This window comes from Pseudomonas sp. M47T1 (assembly GCF_000263855.1).
GTDB lineage: Bacteria > Pseudomonadota > Gammaproteobacteria > Pseudomonadales > Pseudomonadaceae > Aquipseudomonas.
Genome location: NZ_AJWX01000008.1, coordinates 1 through 24,336, shown reverse-complemented (window position 1 = coordinate 24,336; position 24,336 = coordinate 1). Strand labels below are relative to the sequence as shown.

Sequence of the window (24,336 nt, the reverse complement as noted above, 5' to 3'; positions counted from 1 at the left end):
GGAAAACACTTCGAAACCCTGTGCAAAAGACTGGCACGATGGGCCAATCGATCTTGCAGACGCAAAAAAGCCGGGAATTTCCCGGCTGCCGCATCATAACACGTTTTCTGAAATGGTCACCCCGCCGGGCGATTTCACCGCCCGGCGGAGACCCGTGTCACGGCTTGTACTTCTCCATGTAGCGGAAGAAGTCGCTGCTTGGGTCCAGCACCAGCACGTCGCTCTTGTTGGAGAAACTCTGGCGGTAGGCCTGCAGGCTACGGTAGAAGGAGTAGAACTCCTGATCCTGGCCGTAGGCCTTGGCGTAGATGGCAGCTGCCTGGGCGTCACCATCACCACGGGCCTCTTCAGACTCGCGATAGGCCTCGGCCAGCAACACCCGGCGCTGACGATCGGCATCGGCACGGATGCCCTCGGCCAGCTCGTTACCCTTGGCGCGATGCTCGCGGGCTTCACGCTCACGCTCGGTGCTCATGCGGTCGAACACGCTTTTGTTGACTTCCTTGGGCAGGTCGATGGCTTTTACCCGCACGTCGATGACTTCAATGCCCAACTCGTCGTTGGCCATCTTGTTCAGCGACTCGGTAATGCCGGCCATCAACTCGTCTCGCTGGCCCGACACGACTTCGTGCAGGGTGCGCTTGCCGAACTGGTCACGCAGGCCCGACTCCAGGCGCCGGGAAAGGCGGTCGTCGGCGATCTGCTTCAGGCCCGAGGTAGCGGTGTAGTAACGCTCTGCGTCCTTGACCCGCCACTTGGCGTACGCATCGACCATCACCGCCTTCTTCTCCAGGGTCAGGAACCGCTGGGTAGGGGCGTCGAGGGTCATCAGGCGGGCGTCGAACTTGCGCACCTGGTTCACGTACGGCACTTTCACGTGCAAGCCTGGCTGCACATCGGCCTGCACCACGCGGCCGAAGCGCAGCAGCACGGCGCGCTCGGTCTGGGACACGATGTAGAAGCTGTTCCACGCCACGATGGCCAATACCACGCCAACGATCAGGGCGATCAGTGATTTATTGCCCATCAGCGACTCTCCCTGGAACGCAGTTCACGTTGTTGCTGTTGCAGATCGGCTGCAGCGCGGGCGCCGGCAGCATCGGTGACCTGCGGCGTCACGCTGCCTGCTGCCGCGGCAGCAGGGTTGTGGTTGCCATTGACCATCTTGTCCAGCGGCAGGTAGATCAGGTTGTTACCCCCTTTCTCGCTGCTCACCAGCACCTTGCTGGTGTTGCTGTAGACGTCCTGCATGGTTTCCAGGTACAGGCGCTGACGCGTCACTTCCGGTGCCTTGCGGTACTCGGTCACCAGCTTGGTGAAACGATCGGCTTCACCCTTGGCACGGGACACCACTTCATCGCGGTAGCCATTGGCGTCCTCGATGATGCGCTGGGCCTGGCCGCGGGCTTCCGGGATAACGCCGTTGGCGTAGGTCTCGGCCTGGTTGCGCGAACGCTGCTCGTCTTCACGGGCACGGATCACGTCATCGAAGGCTTCCTGGACCTCACGCGGGGCGGCCGCGCTCTGCACGTTGACCTGGGTAATGGTGATACCGGTCTTGTACGTGTCCATGAAGCCCTGCAGGCGCTTCTTGATTTCGCTGGCCATCAGTTCGCGGCCTTCGGTCAGCACCTGGTCCATGGTGGTGGACCCCACCACGTGGCGCAGGGCGCTGTCGGTGGCATGCTGCAGGCTGACTTCCGGCTGGTCGACGTTGAGCACGAAGTCCTGCAGGTTGCTGATGCGGTATTGCACGGTCAGCGGCACTTCGACGATGTTTTCGTCCTCGGTGAGCATCTGGCCCTGCTTGGTGTACGTACGCTCACGCGTCACGTTCTCCAGGTACTTCTTGTCGATGGGCGGGAAATAGATATTCAGGCCCGAACCGACCGTTTCATAGTACTTGCCGAAGCGCAGCACCACGGCCTGTTCCTGTTCATCGACCACGTAGATGGCGCTGTACAGCCAGATGGCCGCCAGCACGACCAGCCCGATCCCGAGCAGGCCGAAGCCACCACCCCGGGACGAACCGCCGCCATCACCCGTGCGTTTTTTTCCACCACCGAACAAACCGTTCAGGCTTTCCTGCAGCTTTCGGAAGGCTTCGTCGAGATCCGGTGGCCCCTTGCGGTCGCCCCCACGGCGCTTACCACCCCAAGGATCCTGATTGTTCGAGTTGCCACCCGGCTCATTCCAAGCCATAGCGCTCTCCATCTGATAAAGCAAAGACGCACCCACGGCGCGCCAACCAATGCTACAGAATGCCCGAGCTCGCGGCATCGCCGCATTGCAGGGCTTTTATTGCAAAGTGTGTTGCTCAATGAATTCCAGCGGTTCCATCCCTGCCCGGCTGACCAGACGGTTGAGTTCGGTACGCGGTACGCGGACGGCCAGCAGACTGGACCCATCCTCGTCGTGTGCCTCGCTCTGCACCACCCCCATCTCGAAAAACTGCGCTCGCAGGCGCCCCAACTGCTGCGGCAGGCGCAAGGTGCCGACAAACAGATCCTCGCCCAGCAACTCGGCCACGGCCTGCTTCACCAGCTCCAGGCCGCGCCCATCGCGCGCCGACACCCAGACCCGTTGCGGCTTGCCCTCGGCATCGCGCTGGATCTGTGGTTCGACCCCCTCAAGCAGATCGATTTTGTTATACACCTCGAGTATCGGCAACCCATGGGCGCCGATCTCGGTGAGCACCGCCATGACCTGCTCGATCTGCTGCAGGCGCTCCGGCTCATGAGCATCGATCACGTGCAGCAGCAGGTCGGAGTTGCTCGACTCTTCGAGCGTAGCCCGGAAAGCCTCCACAAGCTTGTGCGGCAGGTGACGAATGAAGCCCACGGTATCGGCGAGGATCACCGGCCCCAGGTCGTCCAGTTGCAGACGGCGCAAGGTAGGGTCCAGGGTGGCGAACAACTGGTCGGCGGCGTACACCTCGGACGAGGTCACCGCGTTGAACAGCGTGGACTTGCCGGCGTTGGTGTAGCCCACCAGCGACACCGACGGAATATCCGCGCGGCGGCGGCCACGACGGGCCTGTTCACGCTGGCTGCGAACTTTTTCCAGGCGCGCCTTGATCTGACGCAGGCGTACCCGCAGCAGGCGGCGGTCGGTTTCCAGCTGGGTTTCACCCGGGCCGCGCAGGCCGATACCGCCTTTCTGGCGCTCAAGGTGGGTCCAGCCGCGAACCAGTCGCGTGCTCATGTGCTCAAGCTGGGCGAGTTCCACCTGCAGCTTGCCTTCATGGGTACGCGCCCGCTGGGCGAAGATATCCAGGATCAGACCGGTGCGGTCCAGCACGCGACACTCGAAGGCTCGTTCGAGGTTACGTTCCTGGCTGGGGGTGAGGGTGTGGTTGAAGATAACCAGATCTACCTGCTCGGCTTTGACTCGGTCGCGCAATTCCTCGACCTTGCCGCTGCCAATCAGGTATTTAGCCGTGGGCTGGTGACGCGCCACGTTGACGAACGCGACCGTTTCGGCGCCAGCCGAAACGGCCAGCTCCTGAAACTCCTGCGGATCTTCGCGCGCCTCAGGGTCCTGACCATCCAAGTGAACGAGGATTGCCCGCTCACCACCACCGTGGCGCTCAAAGAACAAAGCAGACTCCTATCAGGCGTTACCTGGTTCGACGTCGCCATGCTCGGATTCGGTTGCGCTAGGCAGACGGATCGGGCGTACCGGTACGACGGTGGAGACAGCGTGCTTGTAGACCATCTGGCTGACAGTGTTCTTCAGCAAAATCACGAACTGGTCGAACGATTCGATTGTACCTTGCAACTTGATACCGTTAACGAGATAGATCGAAACGCCGACCTTCTCTTTACGCAATGTATTCAAGTAAGGGTCTTGTAGCGAATGCCCTTTTGACATGTGCCGCACTCCTTTAAGGATCAATAGTAAGAAAAAACAGAAAATGATGGCTTAAGCCGCCCCACCCCAAGGATAGACGGCAATTACAAGGACTCAGCTCAATATGGAGACCGTTCCAAGGTATTTCAAGGTACGTGGCAGATTGTCACAAGCCAGGCTGTCCAACCAGTGAAGATCACCGAAACTTCTTAACCAGGTGAACTGTCGCTTGGCCAGTTGACGTGTCGCAATAATGCCCCGCTCCTGCATTTCCACCGAGCTCAGCTTGCCATCCAGATGATCCCAGACTTGGCGATAACCCACTGCACGTATAGACGGCAGGCCGGCATGCAAGTCACTTCTGGCACGCAAGGCTCTGACCTCGTCGACGAACCCCTGTTCCAGCATTTGCCGAAAACGCAGGGCGATACGTTCATGCAGCACCTGGCGATCCGTCGGCGCAATCGCCAGGCTGGCAACAGTATAGGGCAATTGACCGCCGCCCGGAGCGCCTGCGTAGGTACTTTGCGCAGATTGTCGAGCGCGATGCTCGGTCATGCTGGAACCGCTTACCCGGTAAACCTCCAGTGCACGGATCAGGCGCTGGGGGTCATTGGGGTGGATGCGGGCAGCCGAAACCGGGTCAACACGTGCCAATTCGTCATGCAGGGCCTGCAGCCCACCGGCCTTGGCCATGGCTTCGAGCTCTTCGCGCACGGCGGCGTCGGCGGCCGGCATGTCGGCCAGCCCTTCCAGTAACGCCTTGAAATACAACATGGTTCCGCCAACCAGCAACGGAATGTTTCCACGAGCAGTGATTTCAGCCATGGCCTGCAAGGCGTCGGCGCGGAACTCGGCAGCGGAATAGGCCTGGGCCGGGTCGAGAATGTCGATCAGGGCGTGGGGATGGGCCGCCAGCAGCTCTTTGGAGGGCTTGGCAGTGCCAATGTCCATGCCCCGGTAGACCAGCGCCGAATCGACGCTGATCAGCTCGCAGGGCAACACCTTGCTCAGTTCGATGGCCAGGTCCGTCTTGCCGGCGGCCGTGGGGCCCATCAGGAATATAGCGGGGGGTAACGCACTCATCGCAATCAACGGCCACGCAGGAATAATTTGTCCAGATCATCCAGGCCCATCTGGGTCCAGGTCGGTCGGCCATGGTTGCATTGACCGCTGCGCTCGGTGTTTTCCATGTCGCGCAGCAGGCCGTTCATTTCCGGGATGGCCAGGCGCCGGTTGGCGCGGATGGCGCCGTGGCAGGCCATGGTGCCCAGCAATTCGTTGAGGTGGGCCTGGATACGGTCACTGGTGCCGTATTCCATCAGGTCCGCCAACACGTCGTGCACCAGGCGGTTGGCCTCGGCCTGCTTGAGCAGGGCCGGAATCTGGCGGATGGCCAGGCTTTCCGGGCCCAGGCGCTGCAACTCGAAGCCCAGGCGCTGGAACCACACTGCGTGCTCCTCGGCGCAATCGGCCTCGCGCTGGCTGACCGCGATGGACTCGGGCACCAGCAGCGGCTGGCCACTGAGGCCTTCGCTGGCCATGGCGATCTTGAGGCGCTCGTACATGATTCGCTCATGGGCGGCGTGCATGTCCACCAGCACCAGGCCCTGGGCGTTCTCGGCCAGGATGTAGATGCCCTTGAGCTGCGCCAGCGCATAGCCCAGCGGCGGAATATCGCCCTGGCCTTCCGGCAGGCCTGGCGCAGGCGCACCGGCCGCCTGTGGCAGCGGCGCGTAGAACTCGCGATAGGCCGCCTGGGTTTCGGCGGTGGGCGCAGGCTGCGCCGAGCGTGGCACGTACTGATAACCGGCACCCGAACTGCTGCTGTAGCCGCGGCTGGCGGGCTCCTGCTGCTGTTGTTCAAGCAGGTTGGCGGCCAGGCGCATTTCGCCCTGGGGCCCGAACTCGCCCGCTTCCAGCCCGGTGGGGCGCGCCAACGTCTCGGCGGTAGACGCCGAAGGCAGCTGGTCTTCGGGGCGCACATCGGCCAGTGCACGGTGCAGGGTGCCGTACAGGAAGTCGTGCACCATGCGCCCGTCACGGAAACGCACTTCGTGCTTGGTGGGGTGCACGTTGACGTCGACCACAGTCGGGTCGACCTCGAAAAACAGCACGAAGGTGGGGTGGCGACCATTGAACAGCACGTCGCGGTAGGCCTGGCGTACCGCGTGGGCCACCAGCTTGTCGCGCACCGCGCGGCCATTGACGAAGAAATACTGCAGGTCGGCCTGGCTGCGCGAGAACGTCGGCAAGCCCACCCAGCCCCACAGGTGCAGGCCGTTGCGCTCGATCTCGATGGGCATCGCCTGTTCCAGGAAGCCTGGACCGCAAATGGCCGCCACGCGGCGGGCGCGCGCAATTTCGTCGTTGGCCTCGTGCAGGCTGAGGATGGTCTTGCCGTTGTGCCGCAGGTGGAACGCCACGTCGAAGCGGGCCAGGGCCAGGCGCTTGATCACCTCTTGAAGGTGGTCGAATTCGGTTTTTTCGGTTTTGAGGAACTTGCGCCGCGCGGGCGTGTTGAAAAACAGGTCGCGCACCTCCACCGAGGTGCCCACCGGGTGCGCCGCTGGCTGCACCCGCGGGGCCATGTCACGCCCTTCGGTTTCCACCTGCCAGGCCTGGTCGGCATCGCGGGTACGGGAGGTCAGGGTCAGGCGCGCCACGGAGCTGATCGACGCCAGTGCCTCACCACGGAAACCCAGGCTCATCACCCGCTCCAGGTCTTCCAGGTCGCGAATCTTGCTGGTGGCGTGACGCGCCAGGGCCAGCGGCAGGTCATCGGAGGCAATGCCGCTGCCGTCATCACGCACCCGTAGCAGCTTGACGCCGCCCTGTTCCACTTCCACGTCGATACGACGGGCGCCGGAGTCCAGGCTGTTTTCCAGCAGTTCCTTAGTCACCGACGCCGGGCGCTCAACCACCTCACCGGCGGCAATCTGGTTGGCAAGGCGCGGGCTGAGCAGCTCGATGCGAGCGGACGAGGTCATTGCTGCGCCGCCAGCACGGTGGCAGGAATTTCCAGGGTCTGGCCGATCTTCAGCTCATCGGTGGTCAGGTTGTTGGTGCTGCGCAATGTTGCCACCGACTGGTTGTAGCGTACGGCCAGCATAGGCAGGGTTTCGCCCGGCCGCACCACGTGCTCAGTAGGCCCCTGGGCCAGCTTGCCGCTGTCACGCAGCCAGGCAATGTAGGTGCCCGGCGGCGGATTCTGCTGGAAGAACTGGCGCACGCCACTGGTAATGGAGCGGGCCAGTGCCTGCTGATGGCTGGAGCTTTGCAGCTTCGCGGCCTCGCCGGCGTTGGAAATGAAGCCGGTTTCCACCAGGATCGACGGGATATCCGGAGACTTCAGCACCATGAAGCCCGCCTGCTCGACGCGCGCCTTGTGCAAGGGGGTTACCCGGCCGATGTTGCTCAGCACTTTCTGGCCCACGTTGAGGCTGGAACTGAGCGAGGCGGTCATGGACAGGTCCAGCAACACGCCGGCCAGCATCTTGTCCTTGTCGTCCAGGCTCACTGCCCCGGCGCCGCCGATCAGGTCGGAGCGGTTTTCGCTGTCGGCCAGCCAACGGGCGGTTTCCGAGGTGGCGCCACGCTCGGACAAAGCGAATACCGAGGCGCCCACGGCGGCCGAGGACGGTGCGGCGTCGGCGTGGATGGACACGAACAGGTCGGCGCCTTTCTTGCGGGCGATCTCGGTGCGCTGGCGCAGTGGGATGAAGTAGTCGCCGGTACGCGTCAGCTCGGCGCGGAAGCCTTTTTCACCATTGATCTGACGCTGCAGTTCACGGGCGATGGACAGGGTGATGTCTTTTTCATGCTGACCGCGCGAACCCGAGGCGCCCGGGTCTTCGCCGCCGTGGCCGGCGTCGATGGCGACGATAATGTCACGCTTGCCGTTAGGCACCGGCGCCAGCTTGATGGCCGGCTGCACCGGGGTCACCGGCACGGCCGGTGTGGTGGCCACGGCAGGCTCGGGCGGTTGCGGCGCGGCATCGGCGGCGTTGTCGTACAGGTCCACTACCAGGCGGTTGCCGTACTGCTGGTTAGGCGCCAGCGCGAAGCTTTTCGGGGTGACGGCCTTCTTCAGGTCTATCACCACGCGCAAGTCGGTGGGCGTGCGCTGCGCCGAACGCACCGAGGTAATCGGCGTGTTGGCAATGGGCAGGTTCAACGGCGCGGCCAGGGTCGCACCGTTGATGTCGATGACCAGGCGATCTGGCGATTGCAGGGTAAACAGGCTGTGTTCGACCGGGCCCGACAGGTCGAATACCAGCCGCGTGTTATCCGGCGCTCGCCACAGGCGAACACTCTTGACCTGCGAAGCCGCAAACGCGTCGGTGACAAACGCCACCAACAGCAACCCCACGAACGCGACCAGCGCGCGAATGCGCATACAAACACCCACCCAAAATTATTTGATTTCCTGTGCCAGGACGGCACACCACGACTCGCCACGCGCGCCTTGTGGCGTCAGAGTCAGCGAACGGCCGCCCGCGTGGGGGCGTATGGTAATGGTCAGGTCAGGCTTTGGCAAAAAGCCCGCGCCACGCTGAGGCCACTCAATCAGACAGAGAGCGTCACCTTCAAAGTAATCCCGAATGCCAAGAAATTCCAGTTCTTCAGGATCGACAAGGCGATACAGATCAAAATGATAGGCGCGAAAGCTCGCAGACTCGTAAGGTTCCACCAGTGTAAAGGTCGGGCTTTTCACCGCACCCTCATGCCCCAGGCCGCGGATCAGCCCCCGGGAGAGCGTGGTTTTACCAGCCCCCAAGTCACCTTCGAGGAAAATCACCCCGACGGCCTGGGTGACCCGTGCCAGACGGCCGCCAAACTCGACCATGGCGTTTTCATCGGCCAGAAACAGCGTTATTTCAGACAAGGGCACAGCTCCTCGAACACCTGACGTATGGCTGGAATCAAATCGGTGGCCGCCAGCCCGCGGCCCTTGCTACCTTGTTGCTCACCGGCCCGCGCATGCAGCCACACGCCCAGACAGGCGGCATCATACGGCGCCATGTGCTGGGCCAGAAGTGCCCCCAGCAAACCGGCCAACACGTCCCCCAGCCCTGCCGTGGCCATGGCCGGGTGGCCGCGATCACACAGGGCCAGGCGACCATCGGCAGCGGCGATCAGGCTGCCGCTGCCTTTCAGTACACAAATTGTCGAAAACTTTTTCGCCAGGGCAAGCGCTGCATGGCCGCGGTCGGCCTGGATTTGCACGGTGGTCACCCCCAGCAGGCGCGCAGCCTCCCCCGGATGCGGAGTAATGATGGAACCAGCGGGCAGCGTGGCGCGGCCCTCGGCCAACTGATTCAGGGCATCGGCATCCCACACCTGCGCTTGAGTGCCGGTGGCGGCCATTGATAGCAGGCTGCGGCCCCAACTGCCCTGGCCAAGGCCGGGACCGATGACGACGATATCGGCCTTGCCCAGCGGGTCGAGCAATTGGTTGGACGACTGCACGCCCAGGGCCATCACCTCGGGCAGGCGCGTCAGGGCCGCAGCGACGTGCTCCTGGCGGGTGGCCAGGGTCACCATGCCGGCACCACTGCGCAGTGCCGACTCGGCGCTCATCAGCGTGGCGCCGCCGGTGCCATGGTCGCCGCCGATCACCAGCACGCGGCCAAACTGGCCCTTGTGGGCAGTCATCGGCCGCGCGGCCGGCCTTGGCAGGGACGCCGCGTGCAGCCGCCGGGCGGTGAGCGGTTGTGCAGCAACGATGGCGCCATCGGCCAGCAGATCATCGAACACCAACCGGCCCACATGATCCGGCGCCTGGCCGCAGAACAGGCCCAACTTGAGGCCAATGAACGTCACGGTCAGCTCTGCCTGCACGGCACAGCCCAGCACCTGGCCGGTGTCGGCGCACAAGCCCGACGGGATATCCACCGCCAGCACCGGCAGGCCGCTGCCGTTGATCACCTCGATAGCCTGGGCGTAAGGCGCTTTCACCGGCCCCTTGAGGCCCGTGCCCAGCAACGCATCCACCACCACGCCCTGCAAGAATGCATCTGCCGCCCACGGCTGGATATCGACCTGGCCGGCACGCGCCTGCGCCAGTGCCGTGGCGGCATCACCGTTCAACCGGTCAACGTCGCCCACCGCCAGCACGCTGACGGCCCAACCCGCTCGCTGCGCCAGCGCGGCGATCAGATAGCCATCGCCGGCGTTGTTGCCATGGCCGGCAAGTACCGTCATCTGGTCAGCCTCCGGCCACTGCCGGCGCAGGGCGCGCCAGGCCGCCCGGGCGGCGCGTTGCATCAATTCGAAACCATCGGTGCCGGCCGCAATCAGGGCAGCGTCCAGCGCCCGCACCTGGGCTGCGGTGTACAGCAGGTCGGGTAAGTCGTCGTCTGGCAGTGGCATGATTGAACGTTCACTCGCAATGTCTGGCAGAATTATACCTACCTCAGCTCCGGTTTCCCTCTTCGCATGTCTGCCGTCATCGCCGATTTACCCGCCCTGGCCCACTCCATCAAAGAATGGGGCCGAGAACTGGGCTTCCAGCAAGTCGGCATCGCCGGCCTGGACCTTGGCGAGCACGAACAGCACCTGGAGCGCTGGCTGGCAGCTGGCTACCACGGCGACATGGACTACATGGGCGCCCATGGCAGCAAACGCTCGCACCCCGAGCAATTGGTACCGGGCACCTTGCGCGTGGTGTCGCTGCGCATGGACTACCTGCCTGGCGACACCGGCATGGCGCAACGGCTGGCCCAGCCGGAAAAGGCCTACATCTCGCGCTACGCCCTGGGCCGCGACTACCACAAGCTGATCCGCAAGCGCGTGCAGCAACTGGCCGACCGTATCCAGCAGGAAATCGGCCCTTTCGGCTTCCGCGCCTTCGTCGACAGCGCGCCGGTGCTGGAAAAAGCCATCGCCGAACAGGCCGGCCTGGGCTGGATAGGCAAGAACACCCTGGTGCTGAACCGCAAGGCCGGCAGCTATTTCTTCCTCAGCGAGCTGTTCGTCGACCTGCCGCTGCCGGTGGACGAGCCGCACGCCACCGAGCACTGCGGCCGCTGCAGCGCCTGCCTGGACATCTGCCCGACCAACGCCTTTGTCGGCCCCTATGTACTGGACGCGCGCCGCTGCATCTCTTACCTGACCATCGAACTCAAGACCGCCATTCCCGAGGACCTGCGCCCGCTGATCGGCAACCGCGTGTTCGGCTGCGACGATTGCCAGATAGTCTGCCCCTGGAACCGCTTTGCCCGGCCCAGTGGCGAAGGCGATTTCAAGCCGCGGCACAACCTTGACAACGCGGGGCTGGCAGAGCTGTTCATGTGGGATGAGGACAAATTTCTCAGCAGCACCGAGGGCTCACCGCTGCGCCGCGCCGGCTATGAACGCTGGCTGCGCAACCTGGCGGTGGGGCTGGGCAATGCGCCGTCGACCATTGTGGTACTGGAAGCGCTGGAGGCGCGGCGCCAACACCCCTCCGAACTGGTGCGCGAGCATGTGGAGTGGGCGTTGCGTCAACATGCGCAGCGGGCTGAAGCCTGCTGAATATTACCCTTGTGGGAGCGGGCTCTGCCCGCGAAGCAGGCACTGCGGGGTATCAGAGATTGCGCGGCGCCCTTTTCGCGGGTAGAACCGGATGGCCCGCCCCCCCCCCCCCGCTCCCACAGACGGCAGCTGCGCGGGGCAATCAAAACTTGATGAAATGCTTGCGGTAATGCTGCAGCTCGGCAATCGACTCGCGAATGTCGTCCAGCGCCAGGTGGGTGCTGCCCTTCTTGAAGCCGTCCTTGACCTCTGGCGCCCAGCGCGCAGCCAGCTCCTTGAGGGTGGAGACGTCGAGGTTGCGGTAGTGGAAGTAGGTTTCCAGGCCGCGCATGTGTCGGTACAGGAAGCGGCGGTCCTGGCAGATGCTGTTGCCGCAGATAGGCGACTTGCCCTTGGGTACCCACTGTTCCAGGAAGGCGATGGTCTGGGCCTCGGCCTCGGCCATGCTGACTTTGCTGTCGCGCACGCGCTGGGTCAGGCCCGAGTTGCCGTGGGTGCGGGTGTTCCACTCGTCCATGCGGGCAAGGACTTCGTCACTGTGATGGATGGCGATTACCGGGCCTTCGGCCAGGGTGTTAAGGTCGCTGTCGGTGACGATGGTGGCCATTTCGATGATCACATCGCTGTCGGGATCCAGGCCGGTCATTTCCAGGTCGATCCAGATCAGGTTGTTGGCGTTTTGCATGTAGGGGCTCCTCGGCTTGACTGGGCAGTTTAGCTCAGCCGGGCATGCTAAACTCGTCGCCGTTTCAATTACCCCCGCACGGAACACTCATGGCCAAACGCCAGCTCAACCGTCGCCAGAACTGGCGCATCGAAAAAATCCAGGGTGAGCGCGCCGCTCGCGCCGCCAAACGCGAGTCCCATACCCTGGAAACGCTGGAAGGCGGCGACCTGGGGCCCGAGCAGACGGGCCTGGTCATCGCGCACTTCGGCGTTCAGGTTGAAGTGGAGGCCCAGGAAGGCGAACTGGCCGGCCAGGTGTTCCGCTGCCACTTGCGCGCCAACCTGCCAGCGCTGGTCACCGGCGACACCGTGGTGTGGCGTGCCGGCAACCAGGGCATTGGCGTCATCGTCGCGCAACTGCCGCGCAGCACCGAGCTGTGCCGCCCCGACAGCCGTGGCCAGCTCAAGCCGGTAGCCGCCAACGTCGACCTTATCGTGATTGTGTTCGCGCCCATGCCCGAACCTCACGCCAACCTGATCGACCGCTACCTGGTGGCCGCCGAGCACGCGGGCATCCACCCGTTATTGCTGCTGAACAAGGCCGACCTGATCGACGAGCAAAACGCCCCCGCGCTCAACGCGTTGCTGGCCGTGTACCGGCAGTTGGGCTACCCGCTGCTGGAAGTGTCGGCCCACCATGGCGACGGCATGCAACAGCTCCAGGCGCGCCTGGATGGCCATATCAGCGTGTTCGTAGGCCAGTCGGGCGTGGGCAAGTCATCGCTGGTCAACAGCCTGCTGCCGGAAGTGCAGACCCGAGTCGGCCCGCTGTCTGAGCTGTCCGGGCAGGGCACCCACACCACCACCACGGCTCGCCTGTTCCACTTCCCCGGTGGCGGTGAGCTGATTGACTCCCCAGGTATCCGTGAATTCGGCCTGGGCCACGTCAGCCGCGCAGACGTGGAAGCGGGCTTCATCGAGTTCGACGACCTGATCGGCCGTTGCCGTTTCCGCGATTGCAAGCATGACCGCGAACCGGGCTGCGCACTGCTCAAGGCACTGGAAGACGGCCGCGTGCAGCAGCAGCGAATGAACAGCTACCGCTCGATCATCGCCAGCCTGCCAGAAGATTCCTACTGACCACTTGCAGCTGCAGCCTTCGGCAGCGGCTACATATTTGCGCTTGCCAGCGGCCTTGCAGCCGCTGCCGCCAAGCTGCGCTGGGCCGCGAGTACGCCGCAGATCTTCAGCGTCCACCAGGCCAACGCAGCCTGACGGCAGCGGCCACAGGGGTATTCTTAGGGAAAAATTTGTAGGAAATTTTACCTTCTGCCGTAGGAACGGTCTCTTTCACACGTCATCCCTTGCCTGTTAAAACACTTCTGAACGATCTTCAGCCCTGTCATCGATTACCGACTGAAAGGGACTGCCATGTCGACCTACCACCTGTTCATCAGCCATTCCTGGGACTATTCGGATGCCTATGAACGCCTGCTCGACCTGCTTGGGCGTGATACCACGTTCAACTTCAAGAGCCATGCCCTGCCCGCGCCACATCCGATTGTCGAGGCCAGCGCCCTGGAACTGGAACAAGCGATTGTAGAGCACCTGCAACCCTGCTCGGCGCTGGTGATCATGGCGGGCGTGTACCCCACTTATGGAAGGTGGATAGATAAGGAAATCGAGGTTGCGCGGCGGCTGGGCAAGGCGATCATCGCCATCAAACCCTTTGGCGCCGAGCGCATTTCGCCCACGGTGCGCAACGCCGCCAATGCCGAATGTGCCTGGAGCACCCGCCACATCATCGGCGCCATCACCCTGCACGCCTGAATGCACAACGCCCGCCGCGACAGGGTCGGGGCGGGCGTTGTGGGTGAAGTCCGGCTGATTACTTGCCGGGCTCGTCGAGCTTCAAAGTGCCATCTTCGAACAGGTTCAGCTTCTGCCGCAGCTCATGGGGTTGCATGGGCGCCGTCGGGTCGACCGCCGATGGGCTCGGCTTGCCGGCCGCACCCGGCGCTGCACCTGGCGCGCCAGGTGTGGCCGGGACGCCGGGAGCACCTGGCGTGGCGGCCGGAGCACCCGGCGCTGGCTTGTCCGCACCCTCACCCTCGATCTCGCGCTGGGCCTTTTTGGTCAGGACCACGATATCGATGCGGCGGTTGACCGGGTTCAGCGGGTTCTTGCGGTCGAACAGCGACGACGAGGCGTAACCCACCACGCGCGCCACCTGGTCATCCGGATAACCACCCCCCTCCAGCGCACGGCGTGCGGCGTTGGCACGGTTGGCCGACAGCTCCCAGTTGCCGAAGTCACCCTGGCCGGCATACGGCTGGGCATCGGTGTGGCCACTGACGCTGATCTTGTTCGGCACCGCCTTGATGGTGTCGGCCATGGCCAGCAGGATGTCCTCGAAATACGGCTTGAGGCGCGCACTGCCGCTATCGAACATCGGCCGGTTCTCGGCGTCCATGATCTGGATACGCAGGCCTTCCTGGGTGATCTCGAAGAGGATCTGGTCCTTGAACTTCTGCAACTGCGGGTTCTGGTCAACCTTGTTCTGCAGTTCCTGCAACAGCAGGTTCAGGCGTTCCTGGTCGATCTTCTCGGCAGCGGCCTCGGCGTCGTTCTCGTTGATCTTGTCCGGCGTCTGTGGCGTCGGCGGCGAGGTCTCGATGTCCGGATTCAGGGTTTTGTCGGGGGCCAGCTTGGGCGTGCCGCCCATGTCGATGATGTAGGGCGAGCCACTTTCAGAGAAGCCCACCGGGTCTTGGAAATAGCCGGCGATGGCCAGTTTCTGCTCCGGGGTGGCCGTGGACAGCAACCACAGCACCAGGAAGAACGCCATCATGGCCGTGGCAAAGTCGGCGAAGGCGATTTTCCAGGCACCGCCGTGGTGGCCGCCGGCGAAGCGCTTGACGCGCTTGATGATTATCGGCTGGTTATTTTCCATGACTCAGCGACCGCGAACCGCTTGTTCCAGCTCGGCAAAGCTTGGGCGGTGGGCGGGGAACAGCACCTTGCGGCCGAACTCCACGGCCAGCGACGGCGGCATGCCCGAAGCGGAAGCCACCAGCGACGCCTTGATGGCCTCGTACAGGTTGACCTCTTCCTTGGCATCGTGGCCCAGGGAAGTAGCCAGCGGGCCCATGAAACCATATGCGGCAAGAATACCGAAGAAGGTACCTACCAGTGCGCCACCCACGTGGGCACCGATCACCGCCTTGTCGCCGTCACCCAGCGAGGCCATGGTCACCACAATACCCAGTACCGCCGCGACGATGCCGAAGCCAGGCATGCCGTCGGCGATGCCGGTCACGGCGTGCGAGGTGTGCTCGAGCTCTTCCTTCATGCTCTGCAGTTCCATGTCGAACAGGCCTTCCAGCTCATGGGGGGCCATGTTGCCGGAGGACATGATGCGCAGGTAATCGCAGATGTAGGCGGTCATGCGCTCGTCTTTGAGCACGGTGGGGTATTTGGCGAAAATGGGGCTGGCGGAAGCGTCTTCGATATCGCTCTCGATTGCCATCATGCCTTCGCGCCGGCTCTTGTTGAGGATCTCGTAGACCAGGCCCAGCACTTCCATATAGAAGCTGTGCGAGAACCGAGACTTGAACATGCCCAGGGACTTCTTGATGACCTTCATGGTCATGTATCCCGGGTTGGCCTGCAGGAAAGCACCAAAGGCGGCGCCACCGATGATCAGCACTTCGAAAGGCTGAATCAACGCTGCGATCTTACCGTGGGACAGAACATATCCGCCGAGCACACTCGCGAATACGACGATGATGCCGATAATTTTAGCCATAGATTGGAAGCACTTACATGTCGTGGTCAGGGGTGTGGGCGCAAGATTCTAAATCTCTTGTTCTACTTATCGGCAGTTCTGCGCCAGACTATAGCCTGAAAAGGTGAAAAGCCAGTTCGGTCCTCCCAGCATGCCCATTGAGCCCAACGTGACGACCAAGACTCCTCGTACCCTCCCAGACTGGCTCAAGCTGCTCGACAGCGTGCGTTTGCCGGTCCCGGTGGCAAGCCATGAACGCGTGCTCGCAGCCCTGGGCGACAGCCGCAGCTCACTGCGCGAAATAGCCGAACTGATGCAGGATAGCCCGGCATTGGTGCTCAGCGTTATCCGCGAAGCCAACCATCACGTGCACCAGAGCCTGGCCGAACCGGTGGAAAGCCTGGAAATAGCCCTGAACCGCCTGGGCCTCAAACGCACCGAAGAACTGCTGGAACGACTGCCCACGTCGCTGCCCGAGGACATGCCCCGCGGCCTGCGCCAACTGCTGCTAATCAGCCAGCACGCGGCCCAGCAGGCCAACGGCCTGTTCGCGGCACGCCTGGCGCGCCTGTGGCAGGAAATCCACTGGGGCAGCCTGCTGTTCCTGTCGCCGCTGTGGCCACTGGCGGTGACCCACGCAGGCCTGCTGGAGGAATGGGAACTGCGGGTGGTGCACAAAGGCGAGGCCGCGGCCAAGGTCGAACTGGAATTGTTTGGCGTACGCCTGCTCAACCTGTGCCAGAGCCTGGCCCAGCTATGGCGCCTGCCCGCCTGGATTCACCACGGCTACAACCTGCTGCTCGATGAGCAGCGCGAATTCGTCAAGGTGCTGCACATCGCCCGTGACGACGAACACCGGCTGCGCCAGCAACAGCGCCTGGACGATGACCCTGGCCTGCGCCGCTGGCTCAACCAGCCCGCCAATACCGTGGTGCTGGCCAACGGCCTGGCCCTGGCGTCCCACGAAGCCTGGGACACCCCCCATGCCCTACGCTGGCAATACCTGACTTGCCTGTACCTGCAAATGCCCCTGGACGAACTGCAGCAACAGGTACACCAGCAGGCCGTGCAGAACGCTCGCCACTATGCAGCGCCCGGCCTGTGGCACCCAGCCGAAGCGCTGGTATGGCCCTGGAACATCCGCCGCGTGCACCGCGGCATGCTGCCTGCGCCGCCGCCCACCGCCGACGACCTGGCCACGTGGCGCAAGTACTGCGCCGAATTGCTGATAGAACCCAGCCGGTTCACCAACGCCATGCACCTCACCACCTACGCCCGCGACGCGCTGGTGGCATGCGGCATGAAGCGGGTGATGCTGTTGATGATCGACAAGGAGCAGACCAGCCTGCGCGTTCATCAGGTCGCCGGCCTGCCCGCCGATGCCGCCAACCTGAACCTGCTGATCAGCCAGAGCACGGTCCTGCAGCGCCTGCTGGGCAAGGCCGCGCACATTCGCCTGACCCCCCAGAACAACGCCCAGTTCTCGGCCCTGATCCCCTCCAGTCTGCGCGGGCTGTTCAAGGGCGATAACCTGCTGTTGCGCTCGCTGGCCAGCAACGACCGGGTGGTGATGCTGGTGGCCGCTGACCAGGGCGGTGGTCCGTTCTCGGAAATCTCGGTGCAGGCGTTCGGTAAAACCGCGCAATGCATTGAGCGCGCCCTCACCACCTTCAGTAAGCGCGGCGCCTGAAGCATGCGCTACAATCTGTCCCCTATTTTCAATCTGGAGACCTCACATGGCTGATTTCTCGGGTCTGCCGCTGGTGATCGAAGCCGTCCAGCTGCAACAACGCCTCGACGCTCCAGAGCTGATTCTTGTCGACCTGACCAGCGCAGCGCGCTACGCCACCGGGCACATTCCCGGCGCCCGCTTCGTGGACCCCAAGCGCACGCAACTGGGCCAGCCGCCGGCGCCCGGCCTGCTGCCAACCCAGGCAGCACTGGAAACACTGTTCGCCGAACTGGGGCACCACCGCGACGCGGTGTACGTGGTCTACGACGACGAAGGTGGTGGCTGGGCTGGCCGCTTCATCTGGCTGCTGGATGTCATCGGCCACGATAAATACCATTACCTGGACGGCGGCGCACTGGCCTGGGAAGCGGCGCAGCTGCCGCTGGACAGCGACGTACCGGCGCCCCATCAAGGCTCGCTGGCCCTGACCCTGCACGACGAACCCACCGCCACCCGCGAATACCTGCAAAGCCGCCTGGGCGCTGCCGACCTGGCGGTGTGGGACGCACGCGGCCCGCTGGAGTTCAGCGGCGAGAAGGTGCTGGCGGCCAAGGGCGGGCACGTGCCCGGCGCCATCAATTTCGAATGGACCGCCGGCATGGACAAGGCGCGCGACCTGCGCATCCGCACCGACATGCAACTCATCCTTGACGACCTGGGCATCACCCGCGACAAGGAAATCATTACCCACTGCCAGACCCACCACCGTTCCGGCTTTACCTATCTGGTGGCCAAGGCGCTCGGTTATCCACGCGTCAAAGGCTACGCCGGTTCATGGGGCGAATGGGGCAATCACCCCGACACGCCCGTTGAAGTTTAAGGACACTCGATGAAATCCCGTTTGTTTATCCTCAGCCAGTATCTGCTGCCACACCACCTGCTGTCCCGCCTGGCGGGCTGCGTGGCCGAATGCCGCGTGCGCTGGTTCAAGAATGCCTTCACCGCCTGGTTCGCCAAGCGCTACCAGGTGGACATGTCCCAGGCCCTGGTCGAAGACCTGACCGCCTACGAGCATTTCAACGACTTCTTCACCCGCGCACTGAAGCCCGGCGCCCGTCCCCTGGACACAACGCCCGGCGCAATCCTGAGCCCGGCCGACGGCGCCGTCAGCCAGTTGGGCGCCATTGAGCACGGCCGTATATTCCAGGCCAAGGGCCACAGCTTCAGCGCCCTTGAACTGCTGGGTGGTGACCCGGCCAACGCGGCGCCGTTCATGGGCGGCGAATTCGCCACCATTTACCTGTCGCCCAAGGACTACCACCGCGTGCACATGCCGCTGGCCGGCACCCTGCGCGAAATGGTCTATGTGCCTGGCCGCCTGTTCTCAGTCAACCAGACCACCGCCGAAAACGTGCCGGAGCTGTTTGCCCGCAACGAGCGTGTGGTATGCCTGTTCGACACCGAACGCGGCCCGATGGCCGTGGTACTGGTGGGCGCGATGATCGTGGCCTCGGTGGAAACCGTATGGGCCGGGCTGGTCACACCACCCAAGCGTGAACTCAAGACCGTTCGCTATGATGAAGCCGCGCGCGCGCCCATTCACTTGGAAAAAGGCGCCGAACTGGGCCGCTTCAAGCTGGGTTCCACTGCAGTCGTACTGTTTGGCCCTGGACAAGTGAAATGGGCCCACGAACTGGGCGCAGGCTCCCCGGTCAGCATGGGCCAGCGTATCGGCCAAGGCGCCGACGCCTGACCCCTCTAGTGTCCTGTTTTTGTGGGAGTTGGCTTGCCGGCTCCCACAGATGGGCGACAGCGGCGACAGGTTACTGGTTGCCTGCGACGCCAAGGCCGTGCAGTCTTTGCCGCAAAGGGTGACAATAGGCCGCCCAAGCTCGACTGACTCAACGGGAACCGCCAGATGTCCGCCGCCACCCCGCCACCTCTTTTGCGCGCCCCAACGCCAACGCAAGCCAGCCTGTCGTTCTGCGATGCCACGCCTCGCGATCTCAAGCGCTGGATTGCCACGCTGCCCAAGGCCAACCTGGGGGAAACCGCTCGCCAGCTCTATCAGGGCCTGATAGAACTGAACCAGTTGGTCACTGCCAGCGAAAACCGCCTGCAACTGCTGGAACTGCTGCGCCCGGAAGTGTATTTCGTTTGCAACCACCTGGAACGGCACTTCCTCAACCAGTCTGTGGTGCTGGACGACCGCGCCCGCAAGATCGCCAACCTGTGCCAGGCCCTGCAGAACCTGCTGGCCGTGGGCTACAAGCAGGTGGTGCTACGGGTGTCAGCACGCCTGAAAGACCGCAACCTGTTGTTGGCCACGGCCATACAGCGGGCGATGCATGCACTCAAGGGCCCCCTGGTGCGCGCCAGCCTGCTCTATTGCCCGGTGCCCGAAGGCCTGTGGCTGGAAGTGCACCAGCTGTATCAGGTTGCGCTCAAGCATCAGCTGCATCGCACCTTCGTCACCGACGACCTGGTGAGCCAGGCCCACCACCAAAGCATCGAGCAGACGTACGCCACCGCCCTGCTGATGGGCAGTTCGCGTTGCAACCAGATGCGCCAGCAAGCCATTCTGCAACTGTCCAACGTGCTGGAGCCCTGGAGCGCGCTGACCAGCGTGGTGCCCGCCAGCCAGGCCGGGGCACAATTTGCCGTAGCGCCCGATGCCGATGCCGCTCCCCGCTACAAAAGCCTGTTCCCGGCCGCCCAGCTGCCACAAATGGTGGGGCTCGACCCCCGCCCGCTGGTGAAGGCCATTACCGAATGGCTGCAGCTACCGCCCGAACAGCGCCAACGCTCCGGCCTGGCAGTACCGCCAGGAATGACCATCGACATGCTCCAGCACCTGGCCGCCGCCTGGGGCGACGTGGCGGAGCGAACCTTCCAGCGCACGCCGGGCCAAGGCAGCATGAGCCTGTGCATCGGCATGAGCACGCTGCATTACTACCTGGGCGGCGAGCGCAGCTTCAGCGAGCTGCTCAAGCGCCCGGAAGTCGGTGCCAGCGCAAGCTTCAGCGCCGGCAAGCGCGATACCGCGAGCGACAGCTGGACCCTGGCCTTCGACGCGGCCAAGACCGGCGACAATCATGACCTGCTGCCTTACGAGGAAATCGAGTACCCGGCCATGGACCTTGATGGCGGGGCTGCGCAAACGCGCGAGTACCCGGTGCACGAACTGCAGATCGTCAACCACAGCCCTGGCGGTTACTGCCTGGCGTGGCTCAAAGAAGTACCTGCGCAGTTGCAGGCGGGCGAGCTGGTGGGTATTCAGGACGCCCCTCAACAGGGCTGGAGCGTGGCCGTGGTGCGCTGGATTCGCCAAGTGCGCGGCGGTGGCACGCAGATGGGCATCGAACTGATCGCTCCCCACGCCCACCCCTGCGGCCTGCAATTGCTGCGCAGCAATGAACAGAGCAGCCAGTACGTACGCGGCCTGCAACTGCCGGAAATCCGCGCCATCGACATCCAGGCCTCGCTGATTGCCCCACGCCTGCCCTTCCAGGAAGGCCAAAAGGTGATGATCAACACCCACGGCGAAGAAAACCGCGCCCACCTGGGCCGCAAGGTCAGCTCCACCGGCAGCTTCAACCAGTTTGAATACCGTGTACTGGAAGCCGCCCATGCCGCGACGCAGCCGGGCAGCGAGTTCGATTCGTTGTGGAAGGATCTTTGATGATGCTTGCCGCCCAACCCGTGTAGCCGCAACGGGCTTTTGTGGGAGCTGGCTTGCCAGGTCCCACACTCTGTCCAACCAACGCCGATGTAGGTGCCGAAGGCTGCGTCAGCTCAACGCAAAACCATCAAGCCTGGCCGTCGCGCACGCCGAGCAGGTACAGCACCCCATCCAGGCCCAGGGTGGTGATGTTGTGGCGCGCCGACTGCTTGACCAGCGGCTTGGCGCGGAAGGCCACGCCCAGGCCGGCCTTCGCCAGCATCGGCAGGTCGTTGGCACCGTCGCCCACGGCAATGGTCTGCTCCAGGGTCAGGCCTTCCTTCTCGGCCAGTTCAACCAGCAGGTCGGCCTTGCGCTGGGCGTCGACGATCGGCTCCACGGCAACGCCGGTACACTTGCCGTCTACCACCTGCAGTTCGTTGGCGAACACATAGTCGATGCCCAGCTTGGCCTGTACCTGCTTGGCAAAGTAGGTGAAGCCGCCCGAGAGGATTGCGGTCTTGTAGCCTAGCCGCTTGAGCTCGGCAAACAGCACCTCGGCACCCTCGGTCAGGCGCAACGAAGCACCGATGGCGTCCAGCACGCTGACATCCAGGCCCTGCAGCAGCGCCATGCGCTCCTTGAAGCTGGCGCGGAAATCCAATTCGCCGCGCATGGCACGCTCGGTGATCTCCGACACCAGGTGACCAACGCCGTGGGCCTTGGCCAGTTCGTCGATCACTTCGGCCTGGATCAGTGTGGAGTCCATGTCGAACACCGCCAGGCGGCGGTTACGGCGGTAAAGGTCGTCGTGCTGAATGGCGATGTCGGCGTCCAGCAGCATGGCGGCAGCCAGGAAATCGCGGCGCAGGGCGGCGATATCCGCTGGCACGCCGCGAGCGGTGAACTCCACGCACGCCTTCGCTTGGGCTGCGGCCGCGTGAAGGCGCGGGCGACCCGACAGACGGTCCATGGCTTCAATCGCCAGGCCATGACGGACGGCAATTTCGGTCACCGACTGCACCTGCGCAGCGGTAATTTCACGGCTCATCAGCGTCAGCACATAGCGGTCATCAATGCCGCCCTGAGCCCAGGCCAGGTAGTCCTTTTCCGACAGCGCGGTAAAGCGCGCCTGTGGCCCGGCCACTGCCTGGATGCGCTCGCGAAGCACCGCCAGGCGGGCGCTGTCGTCGGCACTGGCGACCACGGCCAGGGACTGGGCGCCGTGCAACAGCGACTGGGCAATGTCCAGAATGCGCACGCCATCCTCGGCCAGGGCACCGGTGATGGCCGCCAACAGGCCAGGACGGTCGGAACCGATGATGTTGATCAGGACGATTTCGCGCAAAGGGCACCCCGTTCGTGTAAAAAATCGCATTCTACCTACTTTCAGTGACCATCGGGCACAGGCAGCGCTTTGCCGCTCTGGGGCCTGTCGCTATACTGCGCAGCAACTTCACGGACATAAAGAGCCGCGCTCAGTGAACCGGCCCACGCCAGTAAAAACCGACAACTTCTTCCTGCTGATCTTCCGTGCACTGCGCCACCGCCGTGCACCGATTGCATTGCGCATCGCCAGCCTCAATGTGTTGCTGGTCGCCCTGGCGCTGGTGATCTACGCCTGCGTGATGGGTTTGCAGTTCAAGCAGGCCATGCACGAGCAGGCCGATGCCCTCGGGCAGAGCCTCACTACCCAGACGGCGACGTCGGCCACTGAACTGCTGGTGTCCAACGACATCCTCAGCCTCAACGTGCTGCTCAACAACCTGGCCAAGAACCCGCTGGTGGCCCACGCCGCCATTTACAGCGTGGACAACCGCATCCTTGCCGAATCGGGCACGCGGCCCAAGGCCGGCTTGCTGGGTGAAGCCGGCGGCCTGTACGAGACCACGATCACCTTCCAGGACGTGACCGCCGGCCACCTGCGCATCAGCCTGGACATGAGCCAGTTCCAGCAGCCCCTGACCATCAGCCTGGAAAGCATGGGCATTCTGGCGGGTATCCTGGTACTGCTGACGCTGGCACTGAGCCTGCGCCTGGGCCGCAACATCTCCACCCCGCTGCTGCAGTTGCGGGTGTGGCTGCGTGAAATCGACGAACACACCCCGGCCACTCAGCGCCAGGACGAGATTGGCGACCTGGCTCGCGACCTGCATCAGCGCTTCGCCCCCGAGCCGGCACCGGTGCCTGAGGTCGAGGAGCCAGAGTTCGAGGACGAAGAAGAGGACGACGAAGGCCCCTCCTTCGAAGTCCGCAACCTGCGCGACCCACGCTTCGACGAAAGCGCGCCGGTGGTAGCCAAGCCGGCGCCCAAGCGCGTGATCCACGCCGAAGAAGACGAAGAGGAGGATGGCGAAGACCCGTTCGCCGACCTGCGCGACACGGCGCCCGTGGCGGTGAAACCTGCCGCCCCTGCCCCGATGGCCCCTGCCCAGCCACAGCACAGCGCCGTGCTGGCGGTGCAGATGGGCGGCCAGGAGCAACTGCGTCGCCTGCCCCGTGCGCGCCTGATGGAGCTGCTGCAACGCTACCGTGACTGCCTGGACCAGGCCGCTTCGCTGTACGAAAGCGAGCTGCACACGCTCAATGACGGCAGCACGCTCATGCTGTTCAACAGCGACAGCAGTGGCGAAGACTACCTGACCAACGCCATTTGCTGCGGCGAGCTGCTGCGTGCCCTGGGGCATCAGTTGCAGATCGAAGTAGCCGACAGCGGCATCACCCTGCAATTGCAGCTGGGCTTGGTGCTGGGCGATGACTTGGCCGGCATGAGCCAGATCGACCTGTTGCTGACCGAACCGGCTCAGGACGCCCTGGCCCTGTCGCAGCACAGCCGCAACCTGTTGCTGGTGGAACGCCGTATCAGCGACGACGCCTTGATTCGTCAGCGCGCCCGCATTCGCCCCATTGCCAGCCCCGAGGGTGCCTGCTGTGTGGAGCGCCTGCTGGAGCCCTACCCGTCGCTGCTGGAGCGCCAGCTGGCGCGCATGCACGAAACCCGCGTGTAAGGCCCTGACGGTTACTGCCGGAGCTGCCGCAAGGCTGCGAAAAGGTCTGCAGGACCTTCGGCGGTGTCATGTTGATCGCGGGCCCGCTTTGCGGGCCGTCGCAACCTGCGGCAGCTCGGGGGGGGAATTGCCTGTAACCGCACACAAAAAAGCCCGCATCGCTGCGGGCTTT

The 24,336-nt window shown here is 63.8% G+C and carries 21 protein-coding genes; 8 read left to right on the top strand and 13 right to left on the bottom strand.

Annotated features, from left to right (window positions below; translation table 11 throughout):
- Positions 1-157: 157 nt before the first annotated feature.
- From hflC to PMM47T1_RS10900, 9 genes are all read right to left on the bottom strand, one after another.
- Entirely contained in the window at positions 158-1,027 is an 870-nt protein-coding gene (hflC, locus tag PMM47T1_RS10940) for a protease modulator HflC (RefSeq protein ID WP_008368559.1), read from the bottom strand.
- Positions 1,027-2,202 (bottom strand): FtsH protease activity modulator HflK, encoded by a 1,176-nt coding sequence (gene hflK / locus PMM47T1_RS10935; protein WP_008368557.1) that lies wholly within the window; start codon positions 2,200-2,202, stop codon positions 1,027-1,029. Before hflK ends, hflC begins: the two co-directional genes overlap by 1 nt.
- A gap of 96 nt (positions 2,203-2,298) precedes the next feature.
- Complete coding sequence (gene hflX / locus PMM47T1_RS10930) at positions 2,299-3,600, bottom strand: ribosome rescue GTPase HflX (RefSeq protein WP_008368556.1); 1,302 nt, start codon at positions 3,598-3,600, stop codon at positions 2,299-2,301.
- A gap of 12 nt (positions 3,601-3,612) precedes the next feature.
- A complete protein-coding gene (gene hfq / locus PMM47T1_RS10925; RefSeq protein ID WP_008368554.1) occupies positions 3,613-3,873 on the bottom strand; it encodes an RNA chaperone Hfq in 261 nt (86 codons plus the stop codon).
- A 93-nt stretch (positions 3,874-3,966) separates the two neighbouring features.
- Positions 3,967-4,938, bottom strand: a complete 972-nt coding sequence (gene miaA, locus PMM47T1_RS10920; protein WP_008368553.1) for a tRNA (adenosine(37)-N6)-dimethylallyltransferase MiaA — start codon at positions 4,936-4,938, stop codon at positions 3,967-3,969.
- Positions 4,939-4,943: 5 nt separating this feature from the next.
- Complete coding sequence (gene mutL / locus PMM47T1_RS10915; protein ID WP_008368551.1) at positions 4,944-6,842, bottom strand: DNA mismatch repair endonuclease MutL; 1,899 nt, start codon at positions 6,840-6,842, stop codon at positions 4,944-4,946.
- Positions 6,839-8,263: an N-acetylmuramoyl-L-alanine amidase gene (locus PMM47T1_RS10910; protein ID WP_202947820.1), complete on the bottom strand. Its 1,425-nt coding sequence runs from the start codon at positions 8,261-8,263 to the stop codon at positions 6,839-6,841. The genes mutL and PMM47T1_RS10910 overlap by 4 nt, the downstream gene beginning before the upstream one ends.
- A 6-nt stretch (positions 8,264-8,269) precedes the next feature.
- A complete protein-coding gene (gene tsaE / locus PMM47T1_RS10905) occupies positions 8,270-8,740 on the bottom strand; it encodes a tRNA (adenosine(37)-N6)-threonylcarbamoyltransferase complex ATPase subunit type 1 TsaE (RefSeq protein WP_008368547.1) in 471 nt (156 codons plus the stop codon).
- Entirely contained in the window at positions 8,728-10,227 is a 1,500-nt protein-coding gene (locus PMM47T1_RS10900) for a bifunctional ADP-dependent NAD(P)H-hydrate dehydratase/NAD(P)H-hydrate epimerase (RefSeq protein WP_008368545.1), read from the bottom strand. Before PMM47T1_RS10900 ends, tsaE begins: the two co-directional genes overlap by 13 nt.
- 66 nt (positions 10,228-10,293) lie before the next feature.
- Between PMM47T1_RS10900 and queG the strand changes: the two genes are divergently transcribed.
- Positions 10,294-11,370 carry a tRNA epoxyqueuosine(34) reductase QueG gene (gene queG / locus PMM47T1_RS10895; RefSeq protein ID WP_008368543.1) on the top strand — a complete coding sequence of 359 codons (1,077 nt, stop codon included), beginning with the start codon at positions 10,294-10,296 and terminating at the stop codon, positions 11,368-11,370.
- 142 nt (positions 11,371-11,512) lie between these two features.
- Here queG and orn read toward each other — a convergent pair whose 3' ends face one another.
- Entirely contained in the window at positions 11,513-12,055 is a 543-nt protein-coding gene (gene orn / locus PMM47T1_RS10890; protein ID WP_008368541.1) for an oligoribonuclease, read from the bottom strand.
- Positions 12,056-12,144: 89 nt separating this feature from the next.
- Here orn and rsgA point away from each other — a divergent pair, with 89 nt between their 5' ends.
- A complete protein-coding gene (gene rsgA, locus PMM47T1_RS10885) occupies positions 12,145-13,176 on the top strand; it encodes a small ribosomal subunit biogenesis GTPase RsgA (RefSeq protein WP_008368539.1) in 1,032 nt (343 codons plus the stop codon).
- Positions 13,177-13,467: 291 nt separating this feature from the next.
- Positions 13,468-13,866 (top strand): TIR domain-containing protein, encoded by a 399-nt coding sequence (locus tag PMM47T1_RS10880; protein ID WP_008368537.1) that lies wholly within the window; start codon positions 13,468-13,470, stop codon positions 13,864-13,866.
- 58 nt (positions 13,867-13,924) lie between these two features.
- Here PMM47T1_RS10880 and motB read toward each other — a convergent pair whose 3' ends face one another.
- Positions 13,925-14,989: a flagellar motor protein MotB gene (motB, locus tag PMM47T1_RS10875; RefSeq protein ID WP_008368535.1), complete on the bottom strand. Its 1,065-nt coding sequence runs from the start codon at positions 14,987-14,989 to the stop codon at positions 13,925-13,927.
- A 3-nt stretch (positions 14,990-14,992) separates the two neighbouring features.
- Entirely contained in the window at positions 14,993-15,844 is an 852-nt protein-coding gene (gene motA / locus PMM47T1_RS10870) for a flagellar motor stator protein MotA (protein ID WP_008368532.1), read from the bottom strand.
- A gap of 130 nt (positions 15,845-15,974) precedes the next feature.
- Here motA and PMM47T1_RS10865 point away from each other — a divergent pair, with 130 nt between their 5' ends.
- From PMM47T1_RS10865 to PMM47T1_RS10850, 4 genes are all read left to right on the top strand, one after another.
- Positions 15,975-17,513, top strand: a complete 1,539-nt coding sequence (locus PMM47T1_RS10865; RefSeq protein WP_008368531.1) for an HDOD domain-containing protein — start codon at positions 15,975-15,977, stop codon at positions 17,511-17,513.
- Between the two features lie 46 nt (positions 17,514-17,559).
- Entirely contained in the window at positions 17,560-18,375 is an 816-nt protein-coding gene (gene rhdA, locus PMM47T1_RS10860) for a thiosulfate sulfurtransferase (protein ID WP_008368529.1), read from the top strand.
- A 9-nt stretch (positions 18,376-18,384) separates the two neighbouring features.
- Complete coding sequence (gene asd / locus PMM47T1_RS10855) at positions 18,385-19,248, top strand: archaetidylserine decarboxylase (protein WP_008368527.1); 864 nt, start codon at positions 18,385-18,387, stop codon at positions 19,246-19,248.
- Between the two features lie 165 nt (positions 19,249-19,413).
- Entirely contained in the window at positions 19,414-21,177 is a 1,764-nt protein-coding gene (locus tag PMM47T1_RS10850; RefSeq protein ID WP_008368525.1) for a hypothetical protein, read from the top strand.
- 127 nt (positions 21,178-21,304) lie between these two features.
- Here PMM47T1_RS10850 and serB read toward each other — a convergent pair whose 3' ends face one another.
- Positions 21,305-22,504: a phosphoserine phosphatase SerB gene (serB, locus tag PMM47T1_RS10845; RefSeq protein ID WP_008368523.1), complete on the bottom strand. Its 1,200-nt coding sequence runs from the start codon at positions 22,502-22,504 to the stop codon at positions 21,305-21,307.
- Between the two features lie 133 nt (positions 22,505-22,637).
- On the opposite strand from serB, the gene PMM47T1_RS10840 reads away from it, so the two are divergent.
- Entirely contained in the window at positions 22,638-24,164 is a 1,527-nt protein-coding gene (locus PMM47T1_RS10840; RefSeq protein WP_008368520.1) for an AhpA/YtjB family protein, read from the top strand.
- Positions 24,165-24,336 lie beyond the last annotated feature (172 nt).

What these genes read in the sequence shown, in the direction of transcription:
- hflC (WP_008368559.1), bottom strand. Translation starts at nt 1,027, where the DNA reads ATGGGCAATAAATCACTGATCGCCCTGATCGTTGGCGTGGTATTGGCC.
- hflK (WP_008368557.1), bottom strand. Translation starts at nt 2,202, where the DNA reads ATGGCTTGGAATGAGCCGGGTGGCAACTCGAACAATCAGGATCCTTGG.
- hfq (WP_008368554.1), bottom strand. Translation starts at nt 3,873, where the DNA reads ATGTCAAAAGGGCATTCGCTACAAGACCCTTACTTGAATACATTGCGT.
- miaA (WP_008368553.1), bottom strand. Translation starts at nt 4,938, where the DNA reads ATGAGTGCGTTACCCCCCGCTATATTCCTGATGGGCCCCACGGCCGCC.
- mutL (WP_008368551.1), bottom strand. Translation starts at nt 6,842, where the DNA reads ATGACCTCGTCCGCTCGCATCGAGCTGCTCAGCCCGCGCCTTGCCAAC.
- PMM47T1_RS10900 (WP_008368545.1), bottom strand. Translation starts at nt 10,227, where the DNA reads ATGCCACTGCCAGACGACGACTTACCCGACCTGCTGTACACCGCAGCC.
- queG (WP_008368543.1), top strand. Translation starts at nt 10,294, where the DNA reads ATGTCTGCCGTCATCGCCGATTTACCCGCCCTGGCCCACTCCATCAAA.
- orn (WP_008368541.1), bottom strand. Translation starts at nt 12,055, where the DNA reads ATGCAAAACGCCAACAACCTGATCTGGATCGACCTGGAAATGACCGGC.
- rsgA (WP_008368539.1), top strand. Translation starts at nt 12,145, where the DNA reads ATGGCCAAACGCCAGCTCAACCGTCGCCAGAACTGGCGCATCGAAAAA.
- PMM47T1_RS10880 (WP_008368537.1), top strand. Translation starts at nt 13,468, where the DNA reads ATGTCGACCTACCACCTGTTCATCAGCCATTCCTGGGACTATTCGGAT.
- motB (WP_008368535.1), bottom strand. Translation starts at nt 14,989, where the DNA reads ATGGAAAATAACCAGCCGATAATCATCAAGCGCGTCAAGCGCTTCGCC.
- motA (WP_008368532.1), bottom strand. Translation starts at nt 15,844, where the DNA reads ATGGCTAAAATTATCGGCATCATCGTCGTATTCGCGAGTGTGCTCGGC.
- PMM47T1_RS10865 (WP_008368531.1), top strand. Translation starts at nt 15,975, where the DNA reads ATGCCCATTGAGCCCAACGTGACGACCAAGACTCCTCGTACCCTCCCA.
- rhdA (WP_008368529.1), top strand. Translation starts at nt 17,560, where the DNA reads ATGGCTGATTTCTCGGGTCTGCCGCTGGTGATCGAAGCCGTCCAGCTG.
- asd (WP_008368527.1), top strand. Translation starts at nt 18,385, where the DNA reads ATGAAATCCCGTTTGTTTATCCTCAGCCAGTATCTGCTGCCACACCAC.
- PMM47T1_RS10850 (WP_008368525.1), top strand. Translation starts at nt 19,414, where the DNA reads ATGTCCGCCGCCACCCCGCCACCTCTTTTGCGCGCCCCAACGCCAACG.